This window comes from Agromyces salentinus (assembly GCF_009749395.1).
GTDB lineage: Bacteria > Actinomycetota > Actinomycetes > Actinomycetales > Microbacteriaceae > Agromyces > Agromyces salentinus.
Genome location: NZ_WBIR01000033.1, coordinates 1 through 17,651 on the forward strand (window position 1 = coordinate 1; position 17,651 = coordinate 17,651).

The following is a 17,651-nucleotide window of genomic DNA, read 5'->3' on the forward strand; positions in this document are numbered from 1 at the left end:
CTGCGCCCGCGCGCACCGCGCCCGAGCCCGCGACCGCGCCCACGCCCGCGGCGCCGACGGACGCGCCGCCCGCCCAGCCGGCCGAGCCGGCGGCCTCTGCACCGCCGGCGTCGCCGCCGCCCCGGACCCGCTCGTCATCGAGCGACGCGGTGAGGCGGCGCTCAGCCGACTTCCACGCGTCGCGCTGCCGATTGCGAGCCACGGTCAGCAACCACCCTTCGGGATTGTCCGGCACACCGGCATCCGGCCAGGACCTGAGCGCCTGCTCGAACGCGCCGGCCAGGGCGTCCTCGGCGAGCGCGAGGTCACCGGACGACGCCGCGAGCAGCGCGATCAACCGGCCGTAGGACGCACGGGCGGCCAGCTCGACGGATGCCGCAGCCGCCGCCCGCGCGTCGTCGACCGAGTCGTCGGCCGGGTCGGGAGCCGAGTCGGCCGAGTCGGCAGCCGAGTCGGCCGAGCCGTCGGCCCGGGGCGCTTTCACGCGTTGGGAGTCCACACGCCGTCGACCGTGTACACGGCGCCCGGGCGCACTTCGACGGCGCCGGCGCCGTAGTCCATCGACGGGGCGCGCTTGGCCCACTCGATCGCGGCGTCGAGGTCGGGCACGTCGATGACGAACGTGCCGCCGAGCTGGTCCTTCGTGTCGGCGAACGGGCCGTCCTGCACCTGGACGCTGCCGTCGACGCCGCGCAGCGTCGTCGTGCTCGACGAGGGCTGCAGCACCTCGGCGCCGAGCAGCACGCCCGCCGACTGCAGCGTCGCCGCGTAGCTCGTGAACGCCTGCTGACCCTCGGCGAGCGCCTCGGGACCGAGGTCCTCGGCCGTCATCTCGGGGTAGTGAAGCAGCAGTGTGTAACGCATGGTGTTCCTTCCTCGGCCCGATCCAGCGTCAGGGTACTCGCGTACCGGCGGCGCCGCCCGGGTCATCCTCGGCTCTCCCCTGCGGGAGCCGGCCGGATGTCGGCCTCTACTTGGATGACGACCGAGCTGAGGGCCGATCGACAGGAAGCGCAACCCGTCGACATCGGGTCGCGCAGCGGCCAAGATCGACCCATGTCACCGCACGACGACGAGCCCCAGCACGACGACGCACCGCATGACGACGAGCCCCAGCATGGCGCACCGCAGGTCGTGGCGATCACCGGCGCATCCGGACGCATCGGGCGCAGCCTCCTTCCGCGCCTCGACCGGCCCGGGCGCGTGCTTCGCCTCATCGACACCGAGCTCCCCGACCGCCTCGGCGACGACGACCGATGGGGCATCGGGCTGAGCCCCGACCGCGTCGAGCTGCGGCGCGTCTCGATCGAGGATGAACACGGCATCCGCGAGGCACTCGACGGCGTCGATGCGGTCGTGCACTTGGCGGCCTTCCCTTCCGAGCGGCCGTGGGCCGACATCCTGCGGGTCAACATCGACGGCACGCAGAAGGTGCTCGAGGCCGCGCGGCTCGGCGGCGCTCGCCGGGTGCTCCTCGCGAGCAGCATCCACGCGGTCGGGTTCGCCGAGCCCGCGGATGTCGCGTCGACGGAGGTCCCCGTCCCGCGGCCCGACACGTACTACGGCGTCAGCAAGGCGGTCGCCGAGGCGCTCGGCAGCGTCTACGCCGACCGGTACGGCATGAGCATCGTGTCGGCCCGCATCTGCGCGTTCGGGGAGGAGCCCGGCCCGCGCCGCGGACTCGCGCACTGGCTCTCACCTGACGACGCCGCGCGGCTCGTCGAGGCGGCGCTCGCGCTCAACGACGGGCGGCACCACATCGTGTGGGGCGTCTCGGCGAATGCGCCCGACGCGTTCGACCTCACGTCCGGGCGGGCCATCGGGTTCGATCCGCAGGACGACGCCATGGCCTTCGTCGCTGAGCGCGACGGCGTGCGGCCCGAGGCGCCCGCCCCGAGCGGACCCATCGGGGGCGTGTTCGCGGCCCCGGAGCATCCGCTCGGCCAGACCTGGCCGGACTCCTGACGGGTCTCGATACGCTTCGCTACTCGACCGCCGAGTGCCTGACGGGGGTCTCGATACGCTTCGCTACTCGACCACCGGGACCTCCTCGAGGCGGGCGAGCGCAGCGCGGACGCGAATGGTCGCGTCGAGCCCCATGTGGCGACCATTCGCGTCCGCGCTGCGTTGGGCGCGCGCGCCGAGCGCGCGGCGCGCGGACGGCGCCGCTCAGTAGACGGGTACGCGGTCCTCGCGCTCGTCGAGGGTCCAGAGATGCGAGGCCACCGCGCGGTAGAGCCGGTGCGGTGCGGCCCCGGTGACGCTCCCCTCGGCCCACGGACGCATGCCGGATGCCTCGCAGCCGGCGTTGAACGCGGCGAGCGCGTCCTCGACACCGTCGTCGGGCACCTGCTCGGCGAGCGCCTCGGCGTACACGGCGGACGCCTCGCCCACCGGGGCGCTGGAGTCGAACACGGCGAGGGCGACCTCGGCGCGCGCGCCGATGTTCTGCGAGTGCCGCCGGGTCGGGCGCGACACCCAGATGAACTCGCGCAGGTCGCGCACTGCGAACCAGACCGGAGTCGCCCAGGGGCGCCCCTCGGCGTCGGCCGTGGCGAGGGTCAGGTAGGCGTTCGCGTCGAGGATCCGCCCTGCGGCGGCCGCAACGGGCGACGAGGTGGAATCGGTGACCATGCTTCATGGCTACCAGACCGACTCGCGAGCGGTCGGGTGCGAGCGCGCGTGGCGCGCAGCCGCCCTCACCGGCACAGCAACCTCGCAGGGTCGGCGCGGGGGACCGACTGCAGTTGATCGTCGCGTCGGCACCGGCCGGGCCCTCGGCTGGAACGAGCTCTGGCCGCGCCTCGCCCATGTGAGCTGACGGATGCCTCGGGTACACCGGGTGTGAACGTCGCGCACCGGGCCGCAACTCGAGGGGCGGACGCCGCGGGCTGTAGATCCTCTCTTGCATATGCCAGTTCCCCCTCAATCGATGAGGGCGAACTGGCATACCGATTCCCCAGGTCGTAGCGTTCGCCCGGTGGGCCACACGCCGTGGCGCGCATGTCAAGTTCTGCTTGACGCGCCCACCATGTCAACTTATTCTTGACGCATGACCGATCGAACCAAGTCCCGCTCACGTGCCACGCGATGGTCCGCCGGATACGGCCTCGTCGCCGTGGGCATCATCCTCATGCTCGTCGGCATCGGCCCCGTCGAGGGCTTCGTGGGCGGCATGCTCGCGGGCGCGGGATTCGCCCTCACGCTCCTCGGCGCGGTCGGCCTCGCCGCGACGGCCGGGTGGCTGGGGTCGCGCACGGCCTCGGGCGAGGGCTGGTGGCTGCCCAGCCGTGACGGCGACCGATGACGATGCGCGACACCATCACGCGGTCGATCCTCGACGCCGCCGGGCTCGACTCGCCCGCCGTCGAGATGCACCTGACCACCGACGAGCACCTCGCGCTCATCCGCGCCAGTTCCGACGCCGAGCGCGACGTCCGCGCCATCCTGCGCCAGGCCGTCGAGTCGGCGCGCGCGGGCGGCGTGAGCTGGGCCGCGATCGGCGCCGAACTCGGCATGACCCGCCAGGCCGCGCAACAGCGCTTCGGCGATGCCCGAGCGGACGCCGGGACCGACGCCGCGGCGGGCGCCGACGCGGCCGAATACCGCTGGCTCGGCCCCGTGACCGCCTTCGACGAGATGGCGGAACTCGAACTGGCCGGCCGCGCGGGCTGGCACACCGTCGAGGCGGGCATGCTGCGTCACCGCATGGTCCGCACCGACACGCAGTGGGAGACGAAGCGACTCATCTGGCGCGGCCCATCGCGCCGCGACGCGGAGCAGGGGTGGATCGTCGGCGCCAGCATGTTCCCGTGGGCCTACCTGGTCCGCGACCGCGGCATCCCCGCCGAGCAGTGACGGATGCCGCGACCCGCACGCTCCTCGAGCGCCGGGCCGCGGCATCCGCTCTCCCCTAGTTCCCCTTGACGTTCACGATCTGGCGCAGCGTGTGCCGCACGCGCACGAGCGACGCGGCATCCGCCATGACCTGGTCGATCGGCTTGTACGCCTGCGGGATCTCGTCGATGAACGCGTCGGTGTCGCGGAACTCGATGCCCGTCATCGCCTCGCGCAGTTGCTCGTGCGTGAAGGTCTGTCGTGCCTTCGTCCGCGAGAACGTGCGCCCCGCGCCGTGCGGCGACGAGTTCAGCGACATCGGGTCACCGAGCCCCTCGACGACGTACGACGCGGTGCCCATCGACCCCGGGATGAGGCCGAGCCGACCCGCATCCGCCTGGATGGCGCCCTTGCGGGACACCCAGACGCGCTTGCCGAAGTGCTCCTCGCTCTCGGTGAAGTTGTGGTGGCAGTTGATGCGCTCCCGCTCCTCGACGGGCGTGCCCACCCACTCCGACACCTGCCGGATGACGCGGTCCATCATCTCCTCGCGGTTGAGGAGGGCGAAGTGCTGCGCCCACCGGAGCTCCCGGATGTACCTCGTGAACTCCGGCGTGCCCTCGACGAGGTAGGCGAGGTCGGGGTCGGGCAGGTCGATCCAGAACTGCTTCGCGAGCCGCTGCGCAACCTTGATGTGGTGCTGCGCGATGCGGTTCCCCACGCCCCGGCTGCCCGAGTGCAGGAACAGCCACACGTCGTCGCGCTCGTCGAGCGAGACCTCGATGAAGTGGTTGCCGCTCCCGAGCGACCCGAGCTGCTCACGCCAGTTGCCGGCGTAGGTCGACGGGTCGAATCCCTTCGCCTCGGCGAGGGCCTCGAGCTCGGCGATGCGCGGCGCCGCGGTGGCGACGACCTTGCGGTTCTGCTTGCCCGCCGAGAGCGGGATGGCGCGCTCGATCTGCTCCCGGACGGCCCGCCGGTCGGCGGGCAGGTCGGAGGCCGTGAACTGCGTCTGCACGGCGATCATGCCGCAGCCGATGTCGACGCCGACGGCCGCGGGGATGATCGCGCCGAGGGTCGGGATGACTGACCCCACGGTCGCGCCGAGGCCCAGGTGCGCATCGGGCATGAGGGCGAGGTGCGGGTAGATGAATGGCATCGTCGACGACGTGCGGGCCTGCTCGACGGTCTTGTCGTCGATCAGGCTCGCCCACGAGACGAGCCGGTCGGAGAGCTTCTCCATGGTCCTTTCCTGTCTGGTTGCACTGCAATGTTCCGAGGGCCCGGGGGTCTCGTCGCGCGCAGACAGAGAAGCACCCCGGGCCTCGAGCGGCACGGGGTGACGAAGACGGCGGATGCCGCGGCGTCAGGGTGCCGGCTCGAGAGCCTGGTCGAGTTCGCGATTGATCAGGTCACCTTGGAGGCGCTGCGGGATCGCGGGCTCGACGAAGGTCGGCTTGGTCGTGCGCTGCAGGTACACGCTCATGGCCGCTCTCCGATCAGGCTCCGGGGCTGCTGCGCGGACTGCGCAGCCTTCGAACCCTAGTGCGGCGGATGTCGCAGCGTCAACGGTCGACGGGAGCGGCCGCGCCGCGGCATCCGCTCGATGCATCGCCCCTAGGCTTCAGCGCAGGAGGTGCACCATGACCAAGCGGATGCCGAAGAAGGTGTACGAGCGTGAGCTCAAGCGACTGCAGGCCGAGCTCGTCGACATGCAGGCGTGGGTGCAGCAGTCGGGTGCACGCGTGGTGGTGATCTTCGAGGGGCGGGATGCCGCCGGCAAGGGCTCCACGATCAAGCGCGTCTCGGAGTACATGAACCCGCGCGTCACGCGCATCGTCGCGCTGCCGATGCCGAGCGTGCGCGACCGCACCCGCTGGTACTTCCAGCGGTACGTGCCGCACCTGCCCGCGGCCGGCGAGATCGTGCTCATGGACCGCTCCTGGTACAACCGGGCGGGCGTCGAACGGGTCATGGGCTACTGCAGCAACGAGGAGTACCACCGGTTCCTGCACCAGGCGCCGACCTTCGAGCGGATGCTGGTCGAAGACGGCATCATCCTGCTGAAGTACTGGTTCAGCGTGTCCGACGTCGTACAGGAGGAGCGGTTCCGCTCGCGGCTCGAGGACCCGATGCGGCGCTGGAAGCTCAGCCCGAACGACGTGCTCTCGATCACGAAGTGGGAGGACTACTCGCGCGCCAAGGACGCGATGTTCGCGAACACCGACATCTCGGAGGCGCCCTGGTACGAGATCGAGAGCGACGACAAGCGGCGCTCGCGCATCAACATGATCGCCCACCTGCTCTCGAAGATCCCCTACGAGAAGGTCGAGCGGGAGCCGATCGAGATCCCGCCCCGCCCGGAATCCGGCGGCTACGAACGGCCGCCCCGCGAGTGGGCGAACGTGGTGCCCGACCATGCCGGCGAGGTCATCGCCGAGGCGAAGGCGGAATAGCTCCGCGTCAGCCGATCTCACCCGCCCGGCGCAGCCAGTAGCGCACGGTGCCCTCGGTGGTGCCGAGTTCGCGCGCGATGCGCGTGATCGCGGCGTCGTTGTCACCGAGGACCCGCGCCAGCTGGGCGAAGCGGGTGGCGATGCGCTCCTTCAGGGTGGGCGGGGGCGGCTCCGAGGAGCCGAAGTTGAGCCGGGCCGTACTGCTTCCGTCCTCGGCCACCGTGACGGGGAAGGTGCGCAGGTCGCCGTACAGCTCGCCACGGATCCAGGCCGGGCCCGGCGGCAGCCACAGCGTCGCCTCGTTCAACGGGGAGGGATGCACCTGGTACCCGGTCGGCACGCCGTCGGCGTCGACGACGCTGAGCAGGGGGCCGGGCGCGATGTTGCCGGTGTGGGTCACCACGATCGAGATCGGTGAGAGCGGCTGGTCGCCGGCGACCGGGCGCGGGTCGGTCCGGGGGTACCCGCTGTCGATCCGCACGGAGCCACCGAGGATCTCGGTGCGGCTACTCCGGATGGAGCCCGCGACGACCGTCGGCAGCCCGGAGATCGTCACGGTTCCGATGCCGGACGGATCACCGATCCCCGGGCCGTTCTCGTCAGCCGACGCTCCGCCCGCGAACCCGAGGACCCGGCTCCGTCCGGCGATGACAACCTCGCCGACGCCCCGGACGCCGCCACCGATGCCCGCACCGGAGACGCTCGCACCCGTGTTGAACCGACTGGCGTCGGGAGGCGCTTCAGGCTCCGCCATCGTCACGATCCCGTTGCCGTCGGAACCACCGCCGATGCCCGCAGCGGACCAGGACTCGCCCCGCACCAGACCGCCCGTGACCTCCACGACGCCCGTCCCGAACCGGCCGCCGCCGATGGCGGCACCGCTGTCGACGGATGCGTTGGTCGAGGATCGAGCCGTGACGCGGCCACCGGTGATCTCCACCCTGGCGTCGCCGTCGGCACCACCGATGCCGGCCGCCGTTCGACTCGTGGCAGTGATGCTTCCTCCTTCGATGCGGATGTCTCCGCTCGCGCCCGACCCCGGACGCGCACCGATGCCGGCGCCGTCACCGGCGTACACGGTCAGGGATCCGGATGCACGCCCGCGCACGGTCAGGCGCGAGTCCGTCGGGACGAAGATCGCGGCGTCCCCCGGCGATGGGTCGTAGAAGTCGCCGACCTGGAGGTCGTGCCAATCGAGGTCGAGCACAACGTCAGCGCCCGGCCCGACCTCCAGCGGCTCGCAGGCGGCATCCGGCCCGGTGAACTCCTGCGTCAGCAGCACGGTGCCCGACGTCGCGAGCGCGGCGGCGAGTTCGTCGCAGGAGGCCACGGGCGTCACCTGTTCGGACGCCTCCGCGGGTGCCACGACCACGAACGTCGCCGCCGTCGCCACGGTGCAGGCGATCGCGAGGCCGCGGATGCCACGCATGTCGCGGCCTCCCGTGCCGGCGCTACCGCTGCCGCTGCCGCTGCCGTTGCCGTTGCCGCTGCCGAACCCGATCATGATGCCCCCAACCGATCGCCGTCGCGCAGGACGCTACGCCCACGCCCCGGGCGCGGCAATGCACCAGGTGTGAACTCTGGATGTCGCGGGTGTTCCCGGGGCCTCACCTCAGCGGGTGACGGATGCCGCCGCTCGGCGCCGTGCGAACGCGAGCCCCGCACCGAGCACGAGCAGGAGGCCGGCGGCCACCGCCCATGGGGAGGACTCGACGCCGGTGGCGGCGATGCCGGACGGCGCCGTCACGGCAGCCGGGGCGGGGTCCGGTGCAGCGGGGTCCGGTGCAGTGGGGTCGGGGTCAACCGGTTCGACGGGCGTGCGGGTCGGCTCGGCGACCGGCCCGTCGGTCGAGATCTCAACGATCTCGCCGCCCTCGCCGACCGAGAACCACACCGAGCTCGTGAACGGCTCACCGTCGGCGCCGACCGCGGTGACCCGCAGTTCGTGCGCCCCGAACGGCACCACCTCGGGCAGCGAGGCCGCGACATCGATCGTGCCGTCGGCGGCCACGACGCCGCTCGAGACGACGATCGGGTCGGAGAACAGCGTCACGTCGAACGCCTCGTCGGGAGCGAGGCCCGACCCGGTGACCGTGACGTCGACCCCGGATGCCGCATCGCCGGGCTCCGCGTCGAGGCTGATCGTGATCACGGGCTCGTCGACGACGATCGTGAAGGACCGCGCGACGCCCTCGTCCGTCGCGTTGGTCGCCGTGACCTCGACCTCGAACGTGCCCGCGAGAGTCGGGGTGCCGCTGATGAGGCCGTCCGCGGCGAGCGCGAGCCCGTCGGGGAGCGAGCCATCGGTCACCGCGAACGAGACGGCGTGCTCCGCCGCGAGCGCGACGCTCGCGGCGACGTTCACGTGCAGTGGTTCGAGCGAGGTCGTGCTCCACACCGCCAGCGGGGCGTTCACGTCGCCGGCGAAGTCGCGAGCCACGACGACGTCGCCGTTCGTCGCCTCGACCGTGAAGGCGTAGGCCCCCATCGCGGTCGGCGTGCCGCTGATCGTGCCGTCGGCGGCGAGACTCAGCCCGTCGGGCAGGGCACCCGCCGTGAGGGCGTAGCCCGTGGCATCCGTCGCCACGAGCGCGAGGGCCGGGTCGACCGCGTCGCCCTGGCGGAGCAGGCCGAGCGACTCGCTCACCCACACCGGGGTGTTGCGCACCTCGACGACGATCTCGACCAGGGTCCGCACACCGAGCGCGTTCTCGATGTCGACGTACAGCGTGGCGGTGCCGGCCTTCTGCCCGTCGATCGCCAGCAGGTCGACCGAGCGGAGCGAGGCGGTGAACCCGCCCTCGGTGTCGAACGATGCCTTGTAGAAGCGACCGCCCACGATGGTGTCGCTGCTGTCCAGCGTGATCTCGTCGCCGACCGTGAGCAGCAGAGACGTCGGCCCGACCCACGTCGCCGGGGCGACGACCTCGAGCGTGAACTCGCGATCGACCGTGACGTCGCCGTTCGTCGCCCCGACCATGAAGGCGTACGGCCCGGCGGCCGTCGGCGTTCCGGTGATCGAGCCGTCGGCGGCGAGGGTCAGCCCCGGCGGCAGGGTGCCGGACGTGAGGGCGTAGCCCGTGGCATCCGTCGCCTCGAGTTGGAGGTCGACCGCGGCTCCCTGGCCGACATCGGGCAGCTCGCTCGTGACCCAGACCGGCTCGGCGAGCACGGTCACGTCGATCCTCACGCCGAGCGAGGGATGCACCGTCGTGATCCCGAGGGGGAAGGTCGCCCCCGTTCCCGGCCGGATGCCGGTGACCGCGATGGAGCGCCCGCTGGACGCGGACGAGAACGGGCCGTTCGGGTCCTCGGAGATGTGGATGGTCAGGATGTTCTCGAAGTGCCCCGCCACGGTCTTCGTGCGGCCGACGGTGACCACGACGGAGGTCTCCCCGAGCCAGACCGGGGCCGCCAGCACGTCCAGGACGAACGACTTGGCCACCGATGCGCCGCCGGCCTTCGACGCCGTCACGGTGAACGGCGAGAACCCGGCGGTGGTCGGCGTGCCGCTGAGCACGCCCGCGCTGCTGAGCGTGAGCCCCGAGGGGAGCAAGCCGCCCGTGACGGCGTAGCTCTCGGCACCGGTTGCGACGAGGTTCGCCGAGTAGGCCAGCCCGACGCCCGCATCCTTGAGCGACGAGGTCTGCCACACGAGCGGCTCGTCGTTCACGACGATGGTGAACTCGTGGCTGACGGGCGCGCCCTCGTTCCTTGCGGTGATCTTCCAGAAGAACGATCCCGGGGTGGTCGGCGTGCCGCTCAACAGCCCGTCGGCCGTCAGTGAGAGACCCGGCGGCAGCGCGCCCGCGCTGGGGGCGTAGAAGTCGGTGTTCGTGGCCGAGAACTGCTGGCTCACGGCCACGCCGACCGTGAACGGGCCGATGACGGGCTCCGGCCAGGAGATGACCCGCGGGTCGACCGAGCCGGAGAACGGCTGCGCGGTCGAGCCGCCCGGGCCGGTCGCGGTTACCTCGAACGCGTAGACGTCGGGGGCGGCCGTGACGGTTCCCGAGATGTTCGCTCCGGTCAGCGAGAGTCCGGCGGGCAGCGAACCGGCCGTGATCGCGAACGACGTGGTGTCGGATGCCGCGAGCTCGACCCCGATCGTGTCGAGGTACGTGACCTGTCCGAGCGATGTGGTGGACCAGACGGGGGCCGCGGTCGCCGGCAGCACCGTCACGACCGTGGTGTACGCAGCCATCCACGGGCCGTCGGGAAAGGTGACGTCGAATCGCACGGGGTAGACACCGGCCTGCGTGGGGGTGCCCGCCAGTCGGATTCCGCTGCCCTCGCCGGAGAACTCGAGCACCATGCCCGGAGGCGCGGTCTCGGCATAGAGCGCCGAGTTGGTGGTGGTGCCGGTCTCGACGAGCACGGTGGGCACCCCGGGGTCGACACCCTCCGTGAAGGTCAGCGCGCTCGGCACGGCCGGAGCGGCCTGCGCGGGGAGCGCGGCACCGACCACCGTGGCGGCGGCCAGGACCAGCACGGCGAGCGCGCCGGCGATGGGTCGGGACAGGGAATGGCGCGGGCGACGCTGAGACACGGGAAGTCCTCTCACCGAGCCGCGCAGCGGCGCGGGCAAGCGCTCGCGTCGTCGCGGCACCTCACGGTAGTGCACGGCCGGGACGCCCGGAACGGCACGCCGCCCCCCAGTTCGGGGCTTCGCGGCATCCGCCCGGCGAACGCGACGCGGCATCGTCGATGTCAGCGAGGCGGCGCCGAGTGAGGTAGTCTCGTCCAGCACGCGGAAACGCGGGCGATGCGGATGTGGCGCAGTGGTAGCGCATCACCTTGCCAAGGTGAGGGTCGCGAGTTCGAATCTCGTCATCCGCTCTCTTTTTCACCATCACGGATGCCTCGTGCACCGACCCGCGGGACGGTCACGTCGCAGCTGCGACCACGTCGCCGCTCGCTCGGGCGCTCGTCGCTCAGGCGCCTGCCGGCACGATCTCCTCAGCATGCACGGCCACCCACTCGACGAGCGGCAGCATGCGCTCCATGAGCTCGCGACCGAGGTCGGTGAGCGCGTACTCGACCCGCGGCGGCACCTCGGGGTACGACGTGCGCACCACCAGGCCGTCGGCCTCGAGCGTGCGCAGCGTCGAGGCGAGCATCTTCTCGCTGATGCCCTGCACCTCGCGGCGGAGCTCGCCCCACCGGAGGGTGCCGTCGGTGAGGGCGAGCAGCACGAGCACGCCCCACTTGCTCATGATGTGGTCGAGGACCACGCGCGTCGGGCACCCCTCGACGAAGACTTCGCCCGAGGTTCGCCGGATCTCCGCAAGACTTACCACCATGTGGGTAGCTTACCTGAAAGTGGGTACCCTCTCCGGGGAATGTCAGGCGCGCGGCTTCCGGTTGCATCATCCGTACCGCGCGGTGACCGCGCGGGCCGATCGGAAGGAACCGCACCCATGACCATCCTCGTCACCGCCGCCTCGGGCCAGCTCGGACGCCTCGTCCTCGACGCACTCCTCACCCGCGGAGCCGAGCCCTCGACGATCGTCGCCGGCGCCCGCGACACCTCCAAGCTCGCGGATGTCGAAGCACGCGGCATCCGCACCGTCGAGCTCGACTACGCGAAGCCCGACACCATCGCGGCCGCCCTCGACGGCGTCGACACCGTGCTGCTCGTCTCGGGATCCGAGGTCGGACAGCGCGTCGCCCAGCACCGCAACGTCGTCGACGCGGCCAAGGCGGCCGGCGTCGCCAAGCTCGTCTACACGAGCGCTCCCAACGCCACCACCGCCGAGTACCCGCTCGCCCCCGAGCACAAGGCCACCGAGGAGGCCATCGCCGAGTCCGGCGTTCCCGCCGTGATCGTGCGCAACAACTGGTACATCGAGAACTACGCGGCGGATGTCGCGCGCGCCGCCGCGTCCGGCGTCATCGTCGCCTCGGCGGGCGAGGGCCGCATCACCGGTGCCACGCGCGCCGACCTCGCGGATGCCGCAGCCGTCGTCCTGCTCGAGGACGGTCACGTCGGCGAGGTGTACGAGCTCTCCGGCGACGAGGCGTTCGGATTCGCCGAGCTCGCCGCCGCGGCATCCGCCATCTCCGGGCGCGAGGTCGCCTACACGCCGCTCACCTCGGAGCAGCATGTCGCCGCCCTGCAGGGCGCCGGGCTCGACGCGGGCACCGCCGGCTTCGTCGCGGCGATCGACGAGGGCATCGCGCGCGGCGTGCTCGACGTGCCGACGGGCGGCGTCTCGCGGCTCACCGGTCGGCCGGCGACGCCGCTCGTCGACGGGCTGCGACAGGCGCTCGCGACCGCCGACGCCGCCTGATCGCCGGCTCGGCGCTCCGCCGGCGTCGAGCGCGTAGCACTCCAGGGTGCGCGTCCGATAGACCCGGCGGCGCCGATTCGGTGCACGTTCCGCGGGTATCGTGCGACATCCGCGCAGGCCCTTGAACTCACTCGTTCGGGGGTGTCAGGATCTCGCCATCACGCTCGATGCCGAGGAGAACCATGCGTAGATTCCGCACCATCGCTGCAACATCCGCTTTCGCGCTCGCCCTGACGGCCCTGGCCGCCGCTCCGGCGAGCGCCTTCACCACCGAGACCGGGGAGGCCACCGGCGAGCAGGAGTACGTCGTGCTCTTCGCCGAGGGCACGTCCTCCGCCGACGCGCGGGCCGCCGTCGAGGCCGCCGGCGGCACCGTCGTCTCCGAGAACACCGACGTGGGCGTCGCCACCGTGCGCACCACCGACGCCGGCTTCGCCGAGGCCGCCCTCGCCGAGGGGGCCATCGAGGGCACCGCCCAGAACCGCGTCATCGCGGACGTGCCCGATGAGGCCGTGAGCGGCGAGGAGGCCAAGAAGCTCGACGACGTCGAGTCCGAGGTCCGTCAGGGCGGCGGCGAGACCCCGGCCGCGCCTCCGGCGGCGGCGAAGAAGGGCGGCAAGGCGATCACGCCCGAGCCGCTCGCGCCGCTCCAGTGGGACATGCAGCAGATCGACGCGACGGTCGACGGCTCGTACAAGGTCGAGCAGGGCAGCAACAAGGTGCTCGTCGGCATCCTCGACACGGGCGTCGACGGCACGCACCCCGACATCGCGCCGAACTTCGACGCGAAGAAGAGCCGCAACTTCACCGTCGACATCCCCGTCGACGCGAACGGCGGCGTCATCGACGGCGCCTGTGAGGACGAGGCCGACGGATCCTGCGAGGACGCGTCGAACGTCGACGAGAACGGTCACGGCACGCACGTCGCCTCGACGATCGGCTCGCCGATCAACGGCCTCGGCATCGCCGGCGTCGCGCCGAACGTGAAGCTCCTGAACCTCCGGGCCGGCCAGGACTCGGGGTACTTCTTCCTGCAGCCCTCGATCGACGCCCTCACCTACGCCGGCAAGATCGGCGTCGACGTCGTCAACATGAGCTACTACGTCGACCCGTGGCTCTTCAACTGCGCGAGCCACCCGGCCGACTCCCCCGCCGACCAGCAGGAGCAGCAGACCATCGTCAAGGCCATGCAGCGCGCACTCGACTACGCGCGGTACCGCGGGGTGACGCTCGTCGCCGCGGCCGGCAACGGTGCGACCGACTACACGAAGGTGATCAGCGACGGCGGCAGCCCCGACTTCGCCGACTACCCCGGTGAGGTCGCCTACACGCGCGACCTGCTCGACCCCGCCACCTGCACGTCGATGCCCTCCGAGGGCAAGGGCGTCATCTCGGTGAGCAGCACGGGCATCTCGGAGCGCAAGGCGTACTACTCCGACTACGGCAACGGCTACGTCGATGTCGCAGCACCCGGCGGCGACGTCTACGACACCGCCGGCAACACGCGCGACATCAGCAAGGCGATCCTCGCGGCCTACCCCCAGGCGCTCGCGCTCGAGGAGGGCGCGATCGACGAGGCCGGCAACATCCTCGTCGCCGGTGTCGTGAAGAGCTGCGACGCGGCCGGCACGACCTGCGGGTACTACCAGTACCTGCAGGGCACCTCGATGGCGTCGCCGCACGCTGCGGGCGTCGCCGCTCTCATCGTGAGCAAGTACGGCGTGCCCGACATCATCCGCGGCGGCAAGTACCTGCCCGCCTCCGTCGTCGACGCCCGCCTGCGCCAGACCGCCGTCGACACGGCCTGCCCGACCCCGGCTGCGTTCACGTACACGCGCATCCTCCCGGCCGGCAACACGGTGACGTCGACCCACACCTGCGAGGGAACCACCAAGCAGAACGGGTTCTACGGCAACGGCCTGGTCAACGCGCTGAGGGCCGTGGGCAAGTAGCGGCCGCCGTCCCGGGTCGCTGAGCGGCCGACACGACAGCAGAACAGCACGACAGCACTGGCGGGGCCGGCCTCTTCGGAGGTCGGCCCCGCTTCGCGTGTGGGCGCGGGGCGGCGCGTAGGGCGGGCGTTGCGGCATGGCGCGGGCAGCCGGGCCGTGGCGGGTAGCGTGTTCGCATGCAGCTGACCCGCGTCCGCGTCTACCCCGTGAAGTCGCTCGGCGGCCTCGATGTCCGCTCCGCACGCGTGGAGCCCTGGGGGCTCGCCGCCGACCGCCGCTGGGCGGTCGTCGACCAGCACGGCGCGAAGGTGACCGCGCGGGAGCGCAACGTCATGCTGAGCCTGCAGGCCGAGCCGCTGGCCGATGGCGGGGTGTTGCTCGGCAGCGCGACATCCGACCCGCTCCGCGTCGACGTGCCGGGCGGCGGCGATCCCATCGAGGTGCAGGTGACGCGTCAGGGCACGGCGCTGCCCGCCGGCGACGAGGCCGACGAGTGGCTGAGTTCGCGCATCGGCCAGCAGGTGCGACTGGTCTGGCAGCCCGACCCGACCGTGCGCACCGTGAAGCCCGACCACGGCGGCCAGGAGGGCGACCGGATGTCGCTCGCCGACGCCGGCCCGCTGCTGCTCACGACCGAGGCGTCGCTCGCCGCCCTCAACGCGTGGACCGATGAGGGTACGCCCGAGCTGGACATGCTGCGCTTCCGCCCGAACGTCGTCGTCGACGGCGAAGAGCCGTTCGCCGAGGACGACTGGGGTTTCGTCACACTCGGCGAGGTGCGCTTCCGCGTCGCGGCCGGCTGCGACCGCTGCATGATGACCGGCATCGACCCGTACACGCTGCAGCGCGGGCTCGAGCCGATCCGCACGCTCTCGAAGCACCGCCGTCGCGACGGCAAGACCTGGTTCGGCGTGCTGCTCGTGCCGCAGGGCCCCGGCGAGATCACCGTCGGCGACGCCGCGTCGATCGGCTGACGCCGGCACCGGCGCCAGTACCGCCGACCCGGCACGGTCGGGAGGACGTCGCACGGTCGGGAGGACGCGGCCGAGGATCGACTCCTCCCGATCGCCCGAACTCCTCCCGAGACGACGAGACCCGGCTCAGCGCGTGCCGAGCAACTGCGCGCGGTTCTTCTCGTAGACGCGGCGCCCGAACGCACGCCAGATCACGCGCACGGGGGCGGGGAGGTGCTCGCGCATCCACGCCCGGCCGCCGTCGGGCTGCGCGGCGAGGATCGCCCCGAGCTGCACGAACGTCTTGCCCTTGGGCGTCGCCTTGCGCCCGTGCTCGCCGAACCACTCGACCTCGGGCTGCGTGAAGGTCGACTCCATGACCGGCACGATGTTCGCCTCCTCATCGGGCAGGTGCACCGCGAGGGCCGCGTTCACGCCCTCGAGGGCATCGAGCACGGATGCCGCGTCGGCACGGGTTCCGCCCGCCCGCCACGCGGGCAGCGCCTCGTCGAGGGCGACCAGGTGCACGAGGAGCTCGGCGTGGTGACGCCGCATCCGCTCGACGTGCAGCGCGCACGCGGGGGCCCGCTGCTCGAGCTGGTCCCAGAGCATGGCGTCCTCGCCCTCGTGATGCGCGTGCAGGCTCGTCGAGAGCATCGCGAGGTGATCGCCGACGACGTCGGCGTGCGCGGCATCCGCTTCGACGACGCCGGCGACGAGGGCCGGGGCCTCGCCGAAGCCGGCCTTGAAGAACCGGTGGATCTCGGCCATGCCGCGCGCATCGCACGTCTTCGGGCCGAGGGACACGGGGAGGTCGCCGCTCGGCGGGAGGGATGCAGCGGACACGGGCGCTCCGATCGACGGTGAACAGGCGATCGGAGCGTACTCCCCGGCGCCCGGCCGGGACAAGGGCCGGGTCGCGCGGGGGGCCGAGCCGCGGCATCCGCCCGGGTCAGTGCTCCACGTCGTAGACGGCCTTGATGATGCCGTTGTCGTAGGAGGCCTGGTCGACGAGCTTCAGCGTGCCGGTCGCGTTGCCGTCGAAGAGCCGCTTGCCCTCGCCGAGCGTCACCGGGAAGACGAGCAGGTGGTAGCGGTCGACGAGGCCCGCGGCCGCGAGGCCCTGCGCGAGCGTCGCGCTGCCGTGCACGATGATCGGCCCGCCCTCGCCCTGCCGGAGCTCCGCGACCTCGTCGAGCGACCGCAGCACCTGCGTGTTGTTCCACTCGGGGTCGTTCAGCGTCGACGAGACCACGTACTTCGGCATCGCGTTGTACTCGGCGAAGTCCTCCATGGTCGGCCAGATCGGCGCGAACTCGTCGTAGCTGACCCGTCCGAGCAGCATGGCGGATGCCTCGAGCTGCTCACTGCCCTTGATCTCGTACGCCTCGGCGACGAAGGGCACCTCCTTGAAGGTCCAGCCGGCGCGCGGGTGGTCACCTCCGCCGGGGGAGTCGACGACGCCGTCGAGGCTGATGAATTCGGTGACGATGATGGGGCGCATGGAGGGTATCCTTCCGGATTCGTCGGGGCGGCGCATCCGCCCTCACCCATGCGTCGAACGACGCTCGCGCGGATCGACACGCGAGCGGAGATCGATCGGGAGTCAGGCCGCGCCGAGGGCGGCCCGGGCGCGGGCGTACTTCTCGGCGAGGCGCGACTGCGTCTCGTGGTCGAGCTTGCGGACCCGCCACGGCGCCGTGTTGTCGGCGATGTCGGCGAGCTTGACGCTGCGCGCGACGGCGTGGACGCGGATGCGCGCGTAGTAGTCGGCGTCGGGCATCCCCGGGGTTCGGGTGAGCACCTGGACGGCCTCGATGACCTCGGGCGCGACGCCCGCCTCGCGGAGGGTCTCGGCGCTGAGGTCGGTGTCTTCGAGCACGTCGTGCAGCCAGGCCACGGCCGTCTCGAGCGGGTGCACCGCGGGATCGAAGGACTCGGCGACGCGACCGGGGTGGTCGATGTACGGTGCCCCGAGCTTGTCGGTCTGGTTGCGGTGCGCGACGAACGCGATGCCCTGCGCGAGGCCGATCTGGAGCGCCATGGGTGCGACCTGCGCCGACGGTGCGGATGCCGCGGTCGGCGCAGCCTGCGCGGCGGTCGGCGCCTGGGCGGCCGGCGGCGTGGCGGGCCGGGCGACCGGCGCGACGGGCGAGGGCG

17 protein-coding genes and 1 tRNA gene are annotated in these 17,651 nt (G+C 71.9%); 8 read left to right on the forward strand and 10 right to left on the reverse strand.

Annotation, left to right across the window (positions count from 1 at the left end):
- The coding region (locus GQQ95_RS19055) for a sigma factor (protein ID WP_281352042.1) at positions 1–484 on the reverse strand (484 nt) is incomplete at its 3' end.
- Positions 481–864, reverse strand: a complete 384-nt coding sequence (locus tag GQQ95_RS19060) for a YciI family protein (RefSeq protein ID WP_157428821.1) — start codon at positions 862–864, stop codon at positions 481–483. The genes GQQ95_RS19055 and GQQ95_RS19060, both read right to left, overlap by 4 nt.
- Before the next feature lie 192 nt (positions 865–1,056).
- Between GQQ95_RS19060 and GQQ95_RS19065 the strand changes: the two genes are divergently transcribed.
- Positions 1,057–1,965 carry an NAD-dependent epimerase/dehydratase family protein gene (locus tag GQQ95_RS19065; protein ID WP_157428820.1) on the forward strand — a complete coding sequence of 303 codons (909 nt, stop codon included), beginning with the start codon at positions 1,057–1,059 and terminating at the stop codon, positions 1,963–1,965.
- Between the two features lie 204 nt (positions 1,966–2,169).
- Here GQQ95_RS19065 and GQQ95_RS19070 read toward each other — a convergent pair whose 3' ends face one another.
- Complete coding sequence (locus GQQ95_RS19070) at positions 2,170–2,634, reverse strand: pyridoxamine 5'-phosphate oxidase family protein (protein ID WP_157429192.1); 465 nt, start codon at positions 2,632–2,634, stop codon at positions 2,170–2,172.
- 418 nt (positions 2,635–3,052) lie between these two features.
- On the opposite strand from GQQ95_RS19070, the gene GQQ95_RS19075 reads away from it, so the two are divergent.
- Both GQQ95_RS19075 and GQQ95_RS19080 read left to right on the forward strand, forming a co-directional pair.
- Positions 3,053–3,307 carry a hypothetical protein gene (locus tag GQQ95_RS19075; protein ID WP_157429193.1) on the forward strand — a complete coding sequence of 85 codons (255 nt, stop codon included), beginning with the start codon at positions 3,053–3,055 and terminating at the stop codon, positions 3,305–3,307.
- A 2-nt stretch (positions 3,308–3,309) separates the two neighbouring features.
- A complete protein-coding gene (locus tag GQQ95_RS19080; RefSeq protein WP_246205833.1) occupies positions 3,310–3,858 on the forward strand; it encodes a hypothetical protein in 549 nt (182 codons plus the stop codon).
- Between the two features lie 55 nt (positions 3,859–3,913).
- Here the strand turns inward: GQQ95_RS19080 and GQQ95_RS19085 are convergent, their stop codons facing one another.
- Positions 3,914–5,080 carry an RtcB family protein gene (locus tag GQQ95_RS19085; protein ID WP_157429195.1) on the reverse strand — a complete coding sequence of 389 codons (1,167 nt, stop codon included), beginning with the start codon at positions 5,078–5,080 and terminating at the stop codon, positions 3,914–3,916.
- A 400-nt stretch (positions 5,081–5,480) separates the two neighbouring features.
- On the opposite strand from GQQ95_RS19085, the gene ppk2 reads away from it, so the two are divergent.
- Positions 5,481–6,293 (forward strand): polyphosphate kinase 2, encoded by an 813-nt coding sequence (gene ppk2 / locus GQQ95_RS19090; RefSeq protein WP_246205835.1) that lies wholly within the window; start codon positions 5,481–5,483, stop codon positions 6,291–6,293.
- Positions 6,294–6,300: 7 nt separating this feature from the next.
- Here the strand turns inward: ppk2 and GQQ95_RS19095 are convergent, their stop codons facing one another.
- Together GQQ95_RS19095 and GQQ95_RS19100 are read right to left on the reverse strand one after the other, a co-directional pair.
- Positions 6,301–7,797, reverse strand: coding sequence for a hypothetical protein (locus tag GQQ95_RS19095; RefSeq protein WP_157429196.1), 1,497 nt, complete (start codon positions 7,795–7,797; stop codon positions 6,301–6,303).
- 108 nt (positions 7,798–7,905) lie between these two features.
- Positions 7,906–10,842 (reverse strand): Ig domain-containing protein, encoded by a 2,937-nt coding sequence (locus tag GQQ95_RS19100; RefSeq protein WP_170297126.1) that lies wholly within the window; start codon positions 10,840–10,842, stop codon positions 7,906–7,908.
- A 218-nt stretch (positions 10,843–11,060) separates the two neighbouring features.
- Between GQQ95_RS19100 and GQQ95_RS19105 the strand changes: the two genes are divergently transcribed.
- A tRNA-Gly gene (locus GQQ95_RS19105) sits at positions 11,061–11,132 on the forward strand.
- Positions 11,133–11,227: 95 nt separating this feature from the next.
- On the opposite strand, the gene GQQ95_RS19110 is transcribed toward GQQ95_RS19105, so the two are convergent.
- Positions 11,228–11,596 carry a winged helix-turn-helix transcriptional regulator gene (locus GQQ95_RS19110; RefSeq protein ID WP_157429198.1) on the reverse strand — a complete coding sequence of 123 codons (369 nt, stop codon included), beginning with the start codon at positions 11,594–11,596 and terminating at the stop codon, positions 11,228–11,230.
- Positions 11,597–11,713: 117 nt separating this feature from the next.
- Here GQQ95_RS19110 and GQQ95_RS19115 point away from each other — a divergent pair, with 117 nt between their 5' ends.
- From GQQ95_RS19115 to GQQ95_RS19125, 3 genes are all read left to right on the forward strand, one after another.
- Positions 11,714–12,586: an NAD(P)H-binding protein gene (locus tag GQQ95_RS19115; protein WP_157429199.1), complete on the forward strand. Its 873-nt coding sequence runs from the start codon at positions 11,714–11,716 to the stop codon at positions 12,584–12,586.
- Positions 12,587–12,768: 182 nt separating this feature from the next.
- Positions 12,769–14,538, forward strand: a complete 1,770-nt coding sequence (locus GQQ95_RS19120) for a S8 family peptidase (RefSeq protein WP_157429200.1) — start codon at positions 12,769–12,771, stop codon at positions 14,536–14,538.
- 176 nt (positions 14,539–14,714) lie between these two features.
- Positions 14,715–15,512 carry an MOSC domain-containing protein gene (locus GQQ95_RS19125; RefSeq protein WP_157429201.1) on the forward strand — a complete coding sequence of 266 codons (798 nt, stop codon included), beginning with the start codon at positions 14,715–14,717 and terminating at the stop codon, positions 15,510–15,512.
- A 126-nt stretch (positions 15,513–15,638) separates the two neighbouring features.
- Here GQQ95_RS19125 and GQQ95_RS19130 read toward each other — a convergent pair whose 3' ends face one another.
- The 3 genes from GQQ95_RS19130 to GQQ95_RS19405 all read right to left on the reverse strand — a co-directional run.
- Positions 15,639–16,337, reverse strand: coding sequence for a hemerythrin domain-containing protein (locus tag GQQ95_RS19130; protein WP_157429202.1), 699 nt, complete (start codon positions 16,335–16,337; stop codon positions 15,639–15,641).
- Positions 16,338–16,443: 106 nt separating this feature from the next.
- The gene (locus GQQ95_RS19135; protein ID WP_157429203.1) at positions 16,444–16,995 is read right to left on the reverse strand and encodes a dihydrofolate reductase family protein; all 552 of its coding nucleotides are present in this window, start codon (positions 16,993–16,995) and stop codon (positions 16,444–16,446) included.
- Positions 16,996–17,097: 102 nt separating this feature from the next.
- Positions 17,098–17,651: hypothetical protein (locus GQQ95_RS19405; RefSeq protein ID WP_246205838.1), on the reverse strand; the 554-nt coding region annotated here is incomplete at its 5' end.

Bases quoted from the DNA above. Each gene is read 5' to 3' on its own strand.
- ppk2 (WP_246205835.1), top strand. From the start codon at position 5,481: ATGACCAAGCGGATGCCGAAGAAGGTGTACGAGCGTGAGCTCAAGCGA.
- GQQ95_RS19135 (WP_157429203.1), bottom strand. From the start codon at position 16,995: ATGCGCCCCATCATCGTCACCGAATTCATCAGCCTCGACGGCGTCGTC.
- GQQ95_RS19080 (WP_246205833.1), top strand. From the start codon at position 3,310: ATGCGCGACACCATCACGCGGTCGATCCTCGACGCCGCCGGGCTCGAC.
- GQQ95_RS19120 (WP_157429200.1), top strand. From the start codon at position 12,769: ATGCGTAGATTCCGCACCATCGCTGCAACATCCGCTTTCGCGCTCGCC.
- GQQ95_RS19110 (WP_157429198.1), bottom strand. From the start codon at position 11,596: ATGGTGGTAAGTCTTGCGGAGATCCGGCGAACCTCGGGCGAAGTCTTC.
- GQQ95_RS19065 (WP_157428820.1), top strand. From the start codon at position 1,057: ATGTCACCGCACGACGACGAGCCCCAGCACGACGACGCACCGCATGAC.
- GQQ95_RS19115 (WP_157429199.1), top strand. From the start codon at position 11,714: ATGACCATCCTCGTCACCGCCGCCTCGGGCCAGCTCGGACGCCTCGTC.
- GQQ95_RS19060 (WP_157428821.1), bottom strand. From the start codon at position 864: ATGCGTTACACACTGCTGCTTCACTACCCCGAGATGACGGCCGAGGAC.
- GQQ95_RS19125 (WP_157429201.1), top strand. From the start codon at position 14,715: ATGCAGCTGACCCGCGTCCGCGTCTACCCCGTGAAGTCGCTCGGCGGC.
- GQQ95_RS19075 (WP_157429193.1), top strand. From the start codon at position 3,053: ATGACCGATCGAACCAAGTCCCGCTCACGTGCCACGCGATGGTCCGCC.
- GQQ95_RS19085 (WP_157429195.1), bottom strand. From the start codon at position 5,080: ATGGAGAAGCTCTCCGACCGGCTCGTCTCGTGGGCGAGCCTGATCGAC.
- GQQ95_RS19070 (WP_157429192.1), bottom strand. From the start codon at position 2,634: ATGGTCACCGATTCCACCTCGTCGCCCGTTGCGGCCGCCGCAGGGCGG.
- GQQ95_RS19095 (WP_157429196.1), bottom strand. From the start codon at position 7,797: ATGATCGGGTTCGGCAGCGGCAACGGCAACGGCAGCGGCAGCGGCAGC.